The sequence below is a fragment of the Peribacillus sp. R9-11 genome, from assembly GCF_031345095.1.
Lineage (GTDB): Bacteria > Bacillota > Bacilli > Bacillales > DSM-1321 > Peribacillus > Peribacillus butanolivorans.
In genome coordinates, this window is sequence record NZ_CP133763.1 from 461,051 (window position 1) to 475,197 (window position 14,147).

12 protein-coding genes and 1 riboswitch are annotated in these 14,147 nt (G+C 40.6%); of the genes, 5 read left to right on the plus strand and 7 right to left on the minus strand.

The annotated features are described in order from the left end of the window. Nucleotides 1–26: 26 nt before the first annotated feature. Nucleotides 27–1,478: a cadherin-like beta sandwich domain-containing protein gene (locus RE409_RS02260; protein ID WP_309558449.1), complete on the plus strand. Its 1,452-nt coding sequence runs from the start codon at nucleotides 27–29 to the stop codon at nucleotides 1,476–1,478. An 89-nt stretch (nucleotides 1,479–1,567) separates the two neighbouring features. Here the strand turns inward: RE409_RS02260 and RE409_RS02265 are convergent, their stop codons facing one another. The 3 genes from RE409_RS02265 to RE409_RS02275 all read right to left on the minus strand — a co-directional run bounded on the left by RE409_RS02265 (nucleotide 1,568) and on the right by RE409_RS02275 (nucleotide 4,572). Next, complete coding sequence (locus RE409_RS02265; RefSeq protein ID WP_201222326.1) at nucleotides 1,568–3,193, minus strand: PAS domain-containing sensor histidine kinase; 1,626 nt, start codon at nucleotides 3,191–3,193, stop codon at nucleotides 1,568–1,570. A gap of 115 nt (nucleotides 3,194–3,308) precedes the next feature. Beyond that, on the minus strand, nucleotides 3,309–3,965 hold the full coding sequence (locus RE409_RS02270; protein ID WP_201183188.1) for a TVP38/TMEM64 family protein: 657 nt from the start codon (nucleotides 3,963–3,965) through the stop codon (nucleotides 3,309–3,311). A 121-nt stretch (nucleotides 3,966–4,086) separates the two neighbouring features. Further along, nucleotides 4,087–4,572, minus strand: coding sequence for a QueT transporter family protein (locus RE409_RS02275; RefSeq protein ID WP_201183186.1), 486 nt, complete (start codon nucleotides 4,570–4,572; stop codon nucleotides 4,087–4,089). Nucleotides 4,573–4,578: 6 nt separating this feature from the next. After that, nucleotides 4,579–4,623, minus strand: a riboswitch (PreQ1 riboswitch). Between the two features lie 167 nt (nucleotides 4,624–4,790). Here RE409_RS02275 and RE409_RS02280 point away from each other — a divergent pair. Both RE409_RS02280 and RE409_RS02285 read left to right on the plus strand, forming a co-directional pair. Further along, on the plus strand, nucleotides 4,791–5,312 hold the full coding sequence (locus tag RE409_RS02280; RefSeq protein ID WP_201183184.1) for a YbaK/EbsC family protein: 522 nt from the start codon (nucleotides 4,791–4,793) through the stop codon (nucleotides 5,310–5,312). A gap of 263 nt (nucleotides 5,313–5,575) precedes the next feature. Then, a complete protein-coding gene (locus RE409_RS02285; protein WP_056522703.1) occupies nucleotides 5,576–6,388 on the plus strand; it encodes a hypothetical protein in 813 nt (270 codons plus the stop codon). Nucleotides 6,389–6,572: 184 nt separating this feature from the next. On the opposite strand, the gene RE409_RS02290 is transcribed toward RE409_RS02285, so the two are convergent. Beyond that, nucleotides 6,573–6,869 (minus strand): DUF3892 domain-containing protein, encoded by a 297-nt coding sequence (locus tag RE409_RS02290; protein ID WP_053344256.1) that lies wholly within the window; start codon nucleotides 6,867–6,869, stop codon nucleotides 6,573–6,575. A 278-nt stretch (nucleotides 6,870–7,147) separates the two neighbouring features. On the opposite strand from RE409_RS02290, the gene adhP reads away from it, so the two are divergent. Continuing rightward, nucleotides 7,148–8,161: an alcohol dehydrogenase AdhP gene (gene adhP / locus RE409_RS02295; protein ID WP_053347932.1), complete on the plus strand. Its 1,014-nt coding sequence runs from the start codon at nucleotides 7,148–7,150 to the stop codon at nucleotides 8,159–8,161. A 77-nt stretch (nucleotides 8,162–8,238) separates the two neighbouring features. On the opposite strand, the gene RE409_RS02300 is transcribed toward adhP, so the two are convergent. The 3 genes from RE409_RS02300 to RE409_RS02310 are packed head-to-tail and all read right to left on the minus strand — an operon-like array spanning nucleotide 8,239 to nucleotide 12,450. Then, on the minus strand, nucleotides 8,239–9,669 hold the full coding sequence (locus RE409_RS02300) for a sigma-54-dependent transcriptional regulator (RefSeq protein WP_201222324.1): 1,431 nt from the start codon (nucleotides 9,667–9,669) through the stop codon (nucleotides 8,239–8,241). 4 nt (nucleotides 9,670–9,673) lie between these two features. Beyond that, nucleotides 9,674–11,290 carry a sensor histidine kinase gene (locus tag RE409_RS02305; protein WP_309558450.1) on the minus strand — a complete coding sequence of 539 codons (1,617 nt, stop codon included), beginning with the start codon at nucleotides 11,288–11,290 and terminating at the stop codon, nucleotides 9,674–9,676. Between the two features lie 11 nt (nucleotides 11,291–11,301). Beyond that, nucleotides 11,302–12,450: an iron-containing alcohol dehydrogenase gene (locus tag RE409_RS02310; protein WP_098176995.1), complete on the minus strand. Its 1,149-nt coding sequence runs from the start codon at nucleotides 12,448–12,450 to the stop codon at nucleotides 11,302–11,304. A 274-nt stretch (nucleotides 12,451–12,724) separates the two neighbouring features. Here RE409_RS02310 and RE409_RS02315 point away from each other — a divergent pair, with 274 nt between their 5' ends. Then, nucleotides 12,725–14,134, plus strand: coding sequence for a M28 family peptidase (locus RE409_RS02315; protein WP_201254181.1), 1,410 nt, complete (start codon nucleotides 12,725–12,727; stop codon nucleotides 14,132–14,134). The last annotated feature ends 13 nt before the right edge of the window (nucleotides 14,135–14,147 follow it).

Sequence of the window (14,147 nt, forward strand, 5' to 3'; positions counted from 1 at the left end):
TGCAGGAATAATAGGGGGGATAGGCGTTGTTAAAGAAAAGGTTTAAAGAAAAAGGTGTGAAGGTGATCTTGGTCGGTTCTCTTGTGGGAATGGGAACGTTCACTTATATGCCTACAGCAGAGGCTACGGAGGATACAGCGGTCACACAGGGAGAGGCCCAAACGGTAAATACTCTATCTAAGCTCGAAATAGATGGTATAACATTGAATCAACAGTTTTCTGCCGATGTTTTAGAGTATAGTGCAACAGTAGGGAAGAATGTTGAAAAAATCAGCTTACTTGCTGAGAGTTCCAGTGAGACTGCTACCGTATCAGTGAATGGTATACAACTGACAAATGGGAAGGCTGAGGATTTTTCTCTTCAAACTGGTAAGAATACGTTCACGATCACGGTCAGTGATGGGATAAATGAAACGACTACCTATACCATCCAGGTTGATAAATCGGAAAGCGATGACAACCTTTTAACTGCGATTGGATTATCAAAAGGTTCTTTAACATTTGATGCGTCTGTAACAGCTTATAAGGTTTCTTTGGCGAATAAAGTCAATACCATTACGGTGGCTCCAACAGTGAGTGACAGTACTGCAAGGGTAAACGTAAATGGAATAGATGCAACGAGTAAAGGAGTAAAGGTGAACCTTCCAGTTGGTAAGACAACGGTGAAGATTGTCGTTGCAGCAGAAAATGGAGATAAAAAAACATACACGCTTACGATTACAAGGGCTGCAGCTAAAGCAAAGAGAACCGAAGATAAGGATACCTCTAAAGGAGATGAAGCTAAAAAGGAATCTTCAACGGGAACAAGTAAAACTCAACCTTCCTCCGATAACGGTGACAAACCATCATCAACTCCTTCGGATTTATCCAAAGGTCAAGTGCTAAGTAGCCAAGCACCTAAAGCACAGCAGATTGCAAGCATTTCCACACAAAAACCCTTATCGGATTCTGTTAAAAAGGCAATTTCAGCTGGGTCCGTAGGTGAGGAAGGCAATACCACACCAGTGTTGAACACTTTGACAGTATCAAAAGGAACGTGGAACAAATCTTTTGATTCTGATGAGCATACATATCATATCGAAGTCGATAAGGATATTACCTCAGTCCAAATTGAAGCTATAGCTAGCGCAAGTGGAGCTACGTTAAAATATGACGGTGAAAGCAGTAAAACCGTAACGATTAAGAATAAAGCTAAGACTGCAATTTCAGTTACAGTCTCAAAAGATGGAGCACGACGTACCTACGTCCTTGTTTTCGATAAAGATATCGATGTAGACATGGATGAGGAAGAAACTGTAGATGATGCCAAAACTGAAAAAGAGGCAGTAGTTGGAGCAAAACAAATGAGTACATCTAGTAAATCGGAAAACCTTAAATCCAATAACAGAGGTAGCCAGATGATGCCGATGGATAATCAATCAACAGAATCCATCTCATTTTTGGGGAAAATAAAGAAATTCGTTCTCTCTCTTTTTTAATATTACCAAGGGACTGTTTCAAAAAATTTGAAGGGGTCTTTTTTTAGACTACAAAAAAAGGACAAGATTTAATAGGCTTGTCCTGAAATTTATATTGGTAAAACAATTTTGACTTCGGTTCCATGATTTAGCTCGCTGTTAAAACGAACCTTTCCTCTGTGCGCCTCAATAATTCGGCAGCTAACGGTCAATCCTAGACCCGTTCCTCTTTCTTTAGATGAATAAAAAGGTTCTCCTAGATGTTTCAAACGATTTTTTTCGATTCCACTTCCATTATCCCTGATGGTTATGGAAAGGGTATTGTCTATTTGCTCAAAATCAATCCAAATGTGATCGGCGGAGGCCTCCATAGAGTTCTTAATCATGTTTATAAAAACTTGTTTGAGCTGATTTGCCTCACATGAAAGAAGCGGGATTTCATTTTTTACATCTATCGATATTTTTGTAGAATATGAGTCTGCCTCTGGTTTAAGCAAGGTTTTGACTTCATCCATCAGTCCAATAATTTGGTGTTTACTGAATGGGAGTTCCTGAGGTTTTGCAAGAACAAGTAATTCGCTTACAATCAGATTGATTCGGTCTAATTCACTGAGCATAATAGTGTAGTATTGTTCAAAGGGGTGGTCGCTCTTTTTAAGTAACTGGACGAATCCTTTTAAAGAAGTTAATGGGTTACGTACTTCGTGTGCTACACTGGCAGCAAGTTCACCGACTATTGACAACTTTTCGGTTCTTCTTAAGCGTGCTTCCGTTTCTCGGATTTGAGTTACATCTTTAGCATAGGTAATAATTCCGACTAATTCATTTCCAATAAGCATCGGGACAAATGTACATGAAAGTAAAAGAGACTCCCCGTATTTCGTGAGAAACTCTATATCTTTTCCTTTTTTTATCCCCTTTTGGTTTTCGACGACGTATTGACAGGATGTACGAATCAGTTCTTCATCTTCTGCGGAAAAGTTTAACTCAATAAAAGAGGCACCTTGGATTTCTTCTTGATGAAAGCCTGTAACTGTTTCAAACCTTGGATTGACGGTGGTAATTATTCCGGTTAAATCAAGCATCAGCATCGGATAAGGGTTGTGTTCGAACAATGATTTATAGCGCTGTTCACTCTCAAATAATTGATTTTCTGCGACAACTCTTTCAGAAATATCCCTGCCAATGACCACTAATCCTTTTCGGGAACCATCTTCAAAGAACAAAGGAACTTTGATGGTATCAAAGGTCTTATGATTGCCGTTGGGTAGCGGGATGATTTCCTCACACCGCGTAATCTCCTTTTTTATCCACGTTTCTTCATCTGAAATTTCACAGTAGATTAACGACTCTTTATAAAATTCGGAGTATTCTGCGAGCTCACTGTCTTTTTTCCCCTTATAGTCTACATGTTCCAATTGAAATAATTGCAGACCAAAGGTGTTGGATTCAAGCCATCGGCCATCTCCATCCTTGAAGTTAACGAAGTCTACCATTGAATTAATGAGCGTGCGACGACGCTGTTCCTCTTCTTTTAATTGCTTGAATTTTTCTCTTTTAGCCAAATAAAGAAATAAAATCAAGCCTATTGATAAAAGAAAAACAATTCCTTCTGCTCTTTGGAGTTGAATAAAGACCTCTTTGTTTTCAATATTAGTAGTTAAAAAGTAGTCGAACACGACTAGCGTAAGAATCCCAAATAGGATATATAGTACTAAAATGGAGCGTTTGGACATGGAGATTCTCCCTGATTTACGACATTTCAAAGGTTAAAAATACATACACATTTTAACAAACTATCAAAGAAAAATATATGCAGAATCATAAATAAAAAAACAGGAACCCTAACAGTCACCTGTTTTTCCTGAAGAAGGTTACTTTCTTTTTCTTCTTAAAGCGTTTATAGATAAGGAAAAATAGTAAGAAGAGGAAGGCGAGTACAGCTAGTGTATATTGGTTCATTTCCACAGATAGGAGACCATAAGGGATTAAGGATAGAAAGAAAAAGTATATAAGATTGCCGAGTGCGGTCGCTAATAAAAAATCCTTGAAGGTTACAGAACTGACTCCTGCTGCCAAGTTAATTAAACTTGTTGGTATGAGTGGGAATATCCTTCCGGTAAACACGTACATAAAGCCATGCTCTACAACGGATTCTTTCCATTTTGGGCCCATTTTCTTTAAGAGAGGTGCCTGAAACCAGTTCCTGGCTGCATAAAAAATGAATCCTGATGCAACGACACTTGTAACCCAACTCCATAGGTACCCATATATGAATCCAAATATCGCGACATTGATGGTTAGGAGTAAAATTAAGGGTATAATGGTAAAAGAATTTTGGACAATCATCAACACAAATGTCACAACAAAAGTAAGCAAAAGGTTTTCTGTCAATATGGTTATAACTGAATCCAAATCACTTTTCCAAACCATGGTGAACAATTCTGCATTGGAAACGATAAATATTACTATTACCAGTAGACCGATTAAGGTCAGTATTTTTTTCAAAAGGTCACCACCATTCATTCTAATAGTTTATCATCTTCAGGTTCAATGGTGAAAAAAAGAGCTCCCGCATGAAGCAGACAGCTCTTTTCCATTATAGTGGGCTAACGACGCAAAGATTCCTTTATAGCCACTTTTCAAACTGAATTCTTTTGTTCATTCCATAAATGATTGGCGCACCAATCAAGAGGACAACGCACTCACCGACAGCCGTGGTCATCCAGCTAAACCAGAAAGGTAAGCCAAAGGCAAGGTTCAGTTCAATTGCAATTAAAAACATTGTGAATGTGAAAAAGATAATCGTGGCGATCATTCGTCCTTTAATGCTTTTTATGAACCGAGATACAAAAATGACAAGCAATAAGGCGAGCACGGATTGCCCTACCCCAAAAATCAAATCATACGGCACCATCGGCGAAAAGAGCAGATTCGATATGAAAACGCCGCCCACTATGCCGTAGATATATTTTTTATTGAATACAATCAGATGATTCAACATTTCCGGTACACGAAATTGAAACATCTCAAAAGCTATTGGTTTAAACACCAATGAGACCGCCACATACAAGGCAGCCAATAACCCGTTTATCACAAGTGTACGAACATTCATTTTAATCTCTCCCTAGTTTTTTATCGTGGGATGGTTACGAACCACGGTTAGGCGTTTGCCCAATGATTAATAGTATCCCATGTAAGCTTGTTTCGTCAATTTGTAAAGAATGGTTTCAAAATAATAAGGTTTCAAGCTGTGGATGTCTCAATGATTTTGATTTATTGCAATAAAGGATGATATTATTTTTACATGTACTTCAAAGGAGTGGATATAATATGTCGATCGAGAGTGTCAAGAGCCATTTTAAAAAATGGAATCGGGAAGGCGATGTAATGGAGTTCGAAACATCGAGTGCTACGGTGATTGAAGCAGCAGAAACCATCGGTGTTATTCCAGCGCGAATTGCTAAGACTCTTTCCTTTAAGGGGGAAGGTGAGCATGCGATTTTGGTTGTTGCCGCAGGGGACGCAAAAGTGGATAATAAGAAATTTCGTCAGACGTTCGGTTTCAAGGCACGAATGCTGTCAGCTGAGGATGTGCTTGAGCAGACTGGTCATGCCATTGGAGGAGTCTGCCCGTTTGGGTTGGCAAATGACCTAGATGTTTTCCTTGATGTGTCGATGAAGCGCTTTGAGTCTTTATTCCCAGCATGCGGAAGTGCGAACTCTGCAATAGAACTTAAACTTGCTGAATTATTTGAATATTCAGGAGCAAAGGATTGGGTTGATGTTTGTAAGGCATGGGAAGAAGAGCAGAATGAGGAAGCAGCAGTAGGTAAGGCAGTTGATGGATTTTGATTTATCGTACCAAAAAGAACCACATAGAATGGAAATGAGTCCACTTGGGTGGACTTTATTTGTTGATAACGAGAGACATTACCTGTTCCCTTTTTATTACTGGGTTTTTAGTTATAAGCTTTTAACTTGTTCCGAATAGGTTTGCTCCCATTTTCTTCTGAAAAGTTGACCGCAGATGTAAATTAACGGTCTAATTAGGGGAGGTTTGTTCAACATGGCGCATAGGCAAATCGTTCAGAAAGTTCGTAAGTGGAGGGTAAAAGATGTTCAATGAAAGCTATAAAAAAAACAATAGCAGTTACCTCAGTCTTAAAACTCTTTATGAAGAAAATATCACGGTTAAGAGCATTGCCCAGGAACTTGAGTTTTGCCATAAAAACGATTTAGCACTGGGGATACAAAAAGAATTGGAAAAAAAGAATTTCGATATATTGGCGGTAGAGGATCAAGGGGAAATTATCGGATATATCGAAAGGCAAGAACTTGGTGAAGGTAAGATTGCGGAGTATTTGAAATGTTTTACACCAAGAGAATTGGTTTCGGACTCAACCCCTTTGATTCAACTTCTTCATATTTTTAAGAATAAAACGAGGGTGTTCGTGTTAGAGAATAATTCAATTAAAAAGTTGATTACCCACGCTGACCTTCAAAAGCCTCCAATCAGAATGCTGATTTTTGGATATATTACCCTTTTGGAAATGAGGATGAGCGATATCATCATGGATAAATTCGGGGATGACAGTTGGTATCCAATGATCAGCGGAGATCGTTTAGAAAAGGCTACCGAATTATATAGGAGGAGAATCGATAAAAATGAGGATATCAATTTAATAGAGTGTCTGCAAATCAGTGATAAATTCGATATCATTCATAAAGATCAGGAATTGAGGTTCTTCTTCCAAATTCCTTCTAAAAGTAAAGGAAAGAAAGATGCGAATGCCATTCGAAAATTACGGGATAAGATTTCTCATGCTAATGAACTTGGGTTGGACATGTCCTGGATAGAAATCATCGAAGTGGTGGAATCCTGTGGCCAACTGCTCGAAATCTCTGAATCCTATCGGTATGAAAAATAAAATGATGGTGAGAGACGTTTTAGGTAGACCATACTTCAAATAACTCTGCAATTTTTAAAGCAGAGCTGTAAAGCATTCTCAAGACGAACTGGAATTAAGGAGAACCAGCTACTATGCTGGTTCCTTTTTGTTTAACCCCCTGACAGAAAAAACTGCCCATACGTGAGGCAGCTTCTTCAAATAGTTAGAACTCCGGTAGTTCATCCAGGTTATTTTCCTTTACCCCATCGGGCTCACTCCGCAATATGTCACGGCCATATTTATGGAAGACATCAACATTGGCGAGGTTGCCTGCCTTAGCTTCCGAAAGAGCGGTGGGATAGTCAAGCTCCCGCCCAGAATTTGTTTTGATGGCAATAATATTGTCATCTTCATTTTTTCGTACTGCGATAATTTCTTCTTTTCCAGTTGTATCATGTTGGTTTACTTGTGGGGTTCCCTGCTGTTTGTAGGATTCATATGCTTTTTCAAATTGGTCCATGCTTGGACACCTCCTATTTATAGGGTGAGCTATTTGGTCAGCAATATACAAACCAGGTTTCGTCCAGATTGAGCCGCATTTTTGTCAAAATGGGCCGACTTTTCGGCATTTTTTTATGAAAAGACTGTTGTCCGGGCTTTATTCTTCTGGCATGGCACTTGCATCATAAATAAGTGGAAGTGAGAAATATCCACTTAAAAAAGGGAGGAATATGAATCATGAATGTAAAACAAGGGGCAAGTACTGCGGATGCAAAAAAAATACAAGACGTTAAGACAATGAAGGCGGCGGTCGTCAATGAATTTAATCAAGAGCTTGAGATTAAAGATGTACCAATCCCTGAATTAGAATATGGTGAGATATTAGTGAAAATTAAAGCATGTGGCGTGTGTCATACCGATTTACATGCGGTACATGGTGATTGGCCGGTAAAACCGAAGCTGCCGCTTATTCCTGGACATGAGGGAGTAGGCATTATTGAGAAGGTGGCAGAAGGCGTTACTACATTAAAGGTTGGTGACCGCGTTGGGATTCCATGGCTTTATTCGGCATGTGGCGATTGTGAATACTGTCTGACTGGACGGGAAACGCTTTGCCTGGATCAATTGAATGCAGGATATTCTGTGGATGGCGGTTATGCGGAATATTGCAAAGCGCCAGCAAAATATGTGGTCAAGGTTCCTGAAGGTCTTGACTTTGCGGAAGTTTCACCGATTTTCTGTGCTGGTGTAACGACTTATAAAGCGCTTAAAGTGTCAGAAGCTAAACCTGGAGATTGGGTAGCAATCTATGGAATTGGTGGATTGGGTCATGTTGCTCTTCAATACGCGAAAGCTATGGGCTTTAATGTCATTGCCGTTGATATTCAAGATGATAAGCTTGATCTGGCTACAGAATTAGGAGCAGATTTCACGGTTAATGGTCTTAAGAGCGATCCTGTACAAGCCATTAAGGAAAAAGTTGGTGGAGTACAAGCGGCCATTTCTGTAGCGGTTACGAAAAAAGCTTTCGAACAGGCTTACAGTTCAGTTAAAAGGGGTGGAACATTGGTCGTTGTCGGATTGCCGAATGACGAACTTCCAATTCCAATTTTTGATACGGTACTAAATGGGGTGACTGTAAAAGGGTCAATCGTTGGTACAAGAAAAGATCTACAAGAAGCTGTTCAATTTGCGGCTGATGGCAAAGTAAGGACGAATATTGAAACGAGAACGCTTGATGAAATCAACGACGTGTTTCAAATGATGGAAAAGGGCGAAATCAACGGAAGAATCGTATTAACTTTAGAATAGAAATAAACAAACGAGGGAGTCCTAAAATCGGGCACCCTCGTTTGTTCTAGGTAGCTTATAAGAATTCTATAATTAGATTATGTCTGATTCTTCTCATTTAATATATATCGCAATTTTCTCATGGAGATCTGCAAACGCTTGGCCGCTTCATTTCGGTTTCCATAGGTTTTTTGAAGTGCCTGCATGACGAGTTCTTTGCCAATTGTAGATTCGAGTTGTTTGATTTCCTTAAGGATTTCCTCGAGCATTAGTTCATCTTTCTCATTAAAGTCGGCAACCAGCTGTTTACGCCATTCTTCGAGATGATTTTCAGTCGACTGATTCGCATTCGGCGGGTCTTTTTTTATTGGAATAACCTGGTTGGTAGATAGAAGGAGATCATTTGCCGAGATTTCCTGTTTATGGTCAGCAAGAGTGAGAGTTCGCATGATTACATTAGATAATTCGCGTATATTACCGGGCCAGTCGTATTGCTGTAATTTTTCAATAGCTTCATTGGAAAAGGAGATATCTGCCTGGCCAGTTCTTTCAACCAAATGTCGGACAAGGAGGGGAATATCTTCTTTTCTGTTACGCAAGGCGGGGATATCAAGAGTGACGACGTTCAGTCGATAAAATAGGTCTTCCCGGAATTTGTTTTTTTCAACTGCCTGCTGCAGACTTTCATTGGAGGCGGCTACTAAGCGGGCATTTGTTCTTAATGTCCCGCTACTTCCGACACGCATAAATTCCCTTGTTTCCAAAACTCGAAGCAATTTGACTTGTATGGCCGGACTCGCGTCGGCAATTTCATCGAGGAAAAGGGTGCCATTCCCTGCAATTTCAAAGAAACCTTTTCGTTGTTGGGTTGCTCCGGTGAAGGCCCCTTTTTCATGCCCAAATAATTCGCTTTCGAGAAGGGATTCCGAGATTGCTCCACAATTAATACCAATAAAGGGCTCGTGGCTTCGTGGGCTTGCTGAGTGAATGAAACGGGAAAGTACTTCTTTGCCACTCCCTGTTTCTCCCTCGATCAAGACATTGACGGATTTTTGAGCCACTTTGAAAGCCATTTCAATCAGTTCCTTCATTAATAAACTTTCTCCTACAATGAGACCCGACTCTTTGGCAAGGTTATGGATAAAATGTTGATTCAAATCGTCGTTTTCATTCAATAGGTTGTCAAGTTGCTTTTCCAATACTTCAATATCCACAAAGGGTTTTTCCATATAATCACTCGCTCCAAGTTTCATTGCCTCGACAGCGGTCTTGACTGTGCTGTATCCGGTCATAATCAGTGCCTTGCAAAGCGGTTGTTTTTGTTTCAGATGCTGCAGGAGAGAAAGGCCATCACAATCTGGAAGCTTTAGGTCTATCATCGCGGCATCAAAGCGCTGCTGATTAAAATCTATTTGGTGAAATTCCTTTCCACTGTTCACGACCTGTACGTGATATCCTTTCATCGAAAAAAGGCGGGATAAAAAGGTACCAACTTCTTTTTCATCGTCTACCACAAGTAAATTAATCATCTCATCATCTCCTTTCATCTTCTGGCTGCAAGGGAAGCCTCAGGAAAAATACACTTCCTTTTCCAGGTGCGCTTATTACGTCAATTTTGCCTCCATGGTCTTTCGCAATGCCAAGGCTCACAGATAATCCTAGGCCTGTACCTTTTTCACGGTCCTTAGTCGTATGAAAAGGATGAAAAATGAGCGGCAGCCGCTCTGCTTCAATCCCGGCCCCGTTATCAGCAACCTTCACCACCATGAATTCTTCTTCAGAATAGGTATGAATCGTAATGGATTTTTCCGATATATCACAATCATCCAATGCATCCTTGGCATTCAATAGCAAGTTGATGATTATTTGTTCTATCTGAGGCTGGCTTCCCTTTATGAAAGGAAGATCTTCCTGAAGGGAAAGATGAAGGGAAATTTGTTTCTTCCCTAGTTGAAACTTCAGAAGGTTCATTACCTGATGTATGGCCTCGTTAATAGAGTAATAGTGGAATCTATATTCATCTTGACGGGAAAAGGTAAGTAAGCTTTTCACGATTTGCCTGCACCGGTCGCCGCAATTTTTAATATCGTTTAGAAGCATATAATCTTCGTTGTCTGGTAAAGTGTTCCGTAATAAAAGCTGTGAGTTTCCAAGAATGGCCGTTAATGGGCTATTCAATTCATGGGCAATTCCAGCTGCCATTTCGCCGATGGCTCCGAGCTTGCCTGCATGTAACAATTGAGCTTCCATCTGTCTTCTCTCGGTGACATTTTTATAATAAGCAATGACTCCATAGACCTGTTGATCCTTATTTTGAATCGGATAGGCATGCATTTCCAAGATCGCTTCAGGCTGAAGCAAAATTTCTTGAAACCCTGGCTTATCCTGTACAAAGGTCTTTTGAATCAGTGTCTGAGATTTCTCAATTAAAGGAATTAAGTCAAAAAAAGCTCTGGCTGCATCATTTGATTGGTAGACTTCTCCTTGGCGATCAAAGACGATGATCATATCTTCGACGGCCTTAAAGGTATCCTCCCATTCTTGTTTGGAATGGAGAACTTCTTTATAGAGCTGGGCATTCTCCAAAGTCAGTGCAAGCTGGTTGGAAAGTTGCTCAAGAAAATCCAACTCATCTTTATGCCACGTTTTCTTTTTCTTTCTGCCGAAGGTCCAAACCCCTATTTTTTTATTTTTCCCATACAGGGGCACCAATAGAAGCGTTTCAATCTCAAGAGATAGCAGTCTTTTTTTTTCCGGGAAGTCTTGTAGCATTTTGATTTCCACCTGAATGGATTGTTCGTCTTTCAAGGCAGATGAGAAGTCCTGAAAAGGGTGTAATAGGTTGTTGGATTCAATTTCAAGCTCGCATTGGCCATTAGGACAAATATGGAGAAGAGTTGGTTCTTCTTCGTATAAAATGACAAAATGACTGTCATCGAATGTAATTAGGTGCTTGAGCTTTGAGATAACATTTCGGAGAATTTCGTGAATATCCATGTCTATATTCATGTTTTTAGTGATATCGTTCATAATTTCAAGCTGCATATTTTTCTTCTTCAACTGATCCACGGTTTTCTTAAGTTCCGTGTAATATGTTTTTTTCGAAGACTTAACGCCTGTCATTAAATCGATCAACTCAGATTTGTTCATGTTTTCACCTCTTATAGGGCTGTAAGGAGCAACTGCCTAATCTGTTCTAATGACATATCCCGAGGGTTCGTAATCATGCAGGCATCCTCGAGGGCGGTCATTCCTATTGTATCAATCATGTCTTTGGTAATGCCCACGTCACCTAGGCTCCTGGGTGTCCCGATATCCTGGGATAAGTCCCTTACAAAGTGTACGGCAGCGGTGCCGGCTTGCTGCTCAGTTAAAGCTCTCGTATCAATCCCCATGATCTCTGCTATTTGGCTGAATCGCTTCGGGGCCGCAATTCGGTTGAAGTCCATGACATGGGGGAGAAGGATAGCATTGATTTCACCATGCGGAAGCAGGTACTTTCCGCCAATGGCATGTGAAATTGCATGGGCTGCTCCCAATATGGCATTGGAAAAGGCAAGACCGGCTTGCAGGCTGGCCATCGCCATCGCTTCTTTTGCTTCCTCATTATGTTTAGACGCAACGGAAGGGCGTAGGTAACGGGAAACAATGGACAAGGCGTTTTTGGCTTGTACATCGGTCAAAGGAGTTGCAGCGATAGATACATAAGATTCAATGGCGTGTGTCAAAACATCCATTCCAGTAGCGGCGGTCAAATCTGCTTCTAAGGTCGTTAAGGTAGCCGGGTCAACAATCGCAATATCAGGAACGAGGGATTTTGAAATGATCGTCATTTTTTTCTCCCGGAACGAATCGACAATCACAGAAAACTGTGAGACTTCCGAACCCGATCCGGCAGTGGTCATGATCATCACCATAGGGGGTAGAGGAGAATGGACTTTATCAACCCCTTCATAGTCACTGATGGTTCCACCATTCGTTGCCAAAAGGGCGATCCCTTTTGCCACATCCAAGGCACTGCCTCCCCCCACACCTATGATGGCGTCGCATTCATGATCATTAAAAAATAAACAACCGGCTTCTATCTCCCTGTCTTTCGGATTGGTCGTCGTTTCAATGAAGGTGGCAAAAGCAAGCCCCGCATTTTGGCAGGCTTCCATGACAATATCAAGCCAACCAGCGTTGGCTACACCGGAATCACTAACTATCAGTGTCTTTTTGGCACCCAACCGCAAGCAAGCCTCGCCAGCTTGTTCAATAGAACCTTTTCCAAAAATAACTTCCGGCATCACAAATTTAGTTATCGACATCTTCGCGCCTTCTTCCCTGATTAAAGTCATTTTCTCTTTGTACTATTTTCCCGAAGAAAGGCGAAAATCCTGTTTGAATCGCAGGAATTTTTATATAATGTGACAAATTATTAAATAAAATACAACTTTTGGTATAGATCAAATTTCCTGCTAGTTTCTTAAATTTGTAAATTTGTTACTTAAGACACAGATTAATAGGGATAAACCTACCTAGTTAGAATTTTCTGTATATTGTAAAATAATGGAGGGAATCTATTAAACTGGGAGGCAATCTATGAAAAAACAATTTCTATCCTTATCATTAGTCGCAGCATTAACATTCGGGGCAGCCGGAACCACTACTACTACTGCTTTAGCGACACCGCATTCTTCTCCAGTACATCAGGCGCCATCCACAGACAAGCAAATCGTTAAAAGGATCGATGTCGACAAAATCTACAAGAATATTGAATACCTTTCACAAACACCTCGAGTAGCCGGGACGGAATCTGAGTATAAGGCCGTCCAGTTCATCAAAAAGCAATTTAAATCTTATGGCTATAAAGCCGATATTGAAGAGTTCAGTTTTTTATCCTATACAGACCCAAATCTGGTCGAGCTGTCCGTTGACGGATTTGATGGGGAAATCCAATCAAACCATTTAACCTATTCAGTAAATGGTGATCTATCCGGTGAAATGGTATACGCCGGTTTAGGAACGAAGGAAGAGCTTGAAAAAGCGGGTGTTACAGGGAAGATTGCCCTTATTCAAAGAGGCAGCCTCACTTTTGCAGAGAAAGTATTGAATGCAGCAGAAAAAGGAGCAGCGGGTGTCATCCTATTCAATAATGCAGATGGGGAATTAAATGGGACACTTGGAGGGGCTAATGATAAGTATATTCCATCTGTCACGATAACGAAAAAGGATGGAGAAGCCCTGCTTGAAAAATTGAATGCTGGAGTTAAGCTAACGGCATCATTAAAAATTGAAGGGGCTTATTCTGGAGAAAAAACCTCTTATAACGTAGTGGCCACAAAAAAAGCAACCAAGAACAATAAAGCAAAGAAGAGCGATATCATTTATATCACAGGTCATCATGATTCCGTCGCCGGGGCACCTGGAGCGAATGACGATGCATCAGGAACGTCCGTTACACTTGAACTTGCACGTGTTTTGAAGAATCTTCCTACAGATACGGAAATTCGTTTCGTTACCTTTGGCGCCGAGGAAAATGGATTGCTAGGTTCGCAGCATTATGTGGACAACCTCTCTGATGAAGATATCAAGCGGACGATTGCTAACTTCAACCTAGATATGGTAGGAAGCAGGGACGCTGGGGATTTGGTTATTTTGACTAATGATGGAGAAATGAACCTTGTAACCGAGCTGGCTCAGGAATCAAGTACAAGACTGAATGGTGAGCCGACTCCATATGGACAAGGCGGGCGAAGTGACCATGTATCTTTCGCTGAGGCTGGGATTCCCGCTGCTTTATTCATACACAGTCCATCAGAACCTTGGTATCATACTCCTGATGATACCATTGATAAAATCTCAAAAGAAAAGCTTCAAGATGTTGCTGAAATTGTCGGCACCGCTGTCTATGACCAAGCTAAATTGGAAGCTAAAAAACCTAATCCAAATCATAAAAAAGGGAAAAAGGTGAAAGCGCCGCATTTATTTGACGAAAAGGAATTGAGATAATTCATTAAAAAAG

What these genes read in the sequence shown, in the direction of transcription:
- RE409_RS02265 (WP_201222326.1), bottom strand. Translation starts at nt 3,193, where the DNA reads ATGTCCAAACGCTCCATTTTAGTACTATATATCCTATTTGGGATTCTT.
- RE409_RS02275 (WP_201183186.1), bottom strand. Translation starts at nt 4,572, where the DNA reads ATGAATGTTCGTACACTTGTGATAAACGGGTTATTGGCTGCCTTGTAT.
- RE409_RS02280 (WP_201183184.1), top strand. Translation starts at nt 4,791, where the DNA reads ATGTCGATCGAGAGTGTCAAGAGCCATTTTAAAAAATGGAATCGGGAA.
- RE409_RS02285 (WP_056522703.1), top strand. Translation starts at nt 5,576, where the DNA reads ATGTTCAATGAAAGCTATAAAAAAAACAATAGCAGTTACCTCAGTCTT.
- RE409_RS02290 (WP_053344256.1), bottom strand. Translation starts at nt 6,869, where the DNA reads ATGGACCAATTTGAAAAAGCATATGAATCCTACAAACAGCAGGGAACC.
- adhP (WP_053347932.1), top strand. Translation starts at nt 7,148, where the DNA reads ATGAAGGCGGCGGTCGTCAATGAATTTAATCAAGAGCTTGAGATTAAA.
- RE409_RS02300 (WP_201222324.1), bottom strand. Translation starts at nt 9,669, where the DNA reads ATGATTAATTTACTTGTGGTAGACGATGAAAAAGAAGTTGGTACCTTT.
- RE409_RS02305 (WP_309558450.1), bottom strand. Translation starts at nt 11,290, where the DNA reads ATGAACAAATCTGAGTTGATCGATTTAATGACAGGCGTTAAGTCTTCG.
- RE409_RS02310 (WP_098176995.1), bottom strand. Translation starts at nt 12,450, where the DNA reads ATGTCGATAACTAAATTTGTGATGCCGGAAGTTATTTTTGGAAAAGGT.
- RE409_RS02315 (WP_201254181.1), top strand. Translation starts at nt 12,725, where the DNA reads ATGAAAAAACAATTTCTATCCTTATCATTAGTCGCAGCATTAACATTC.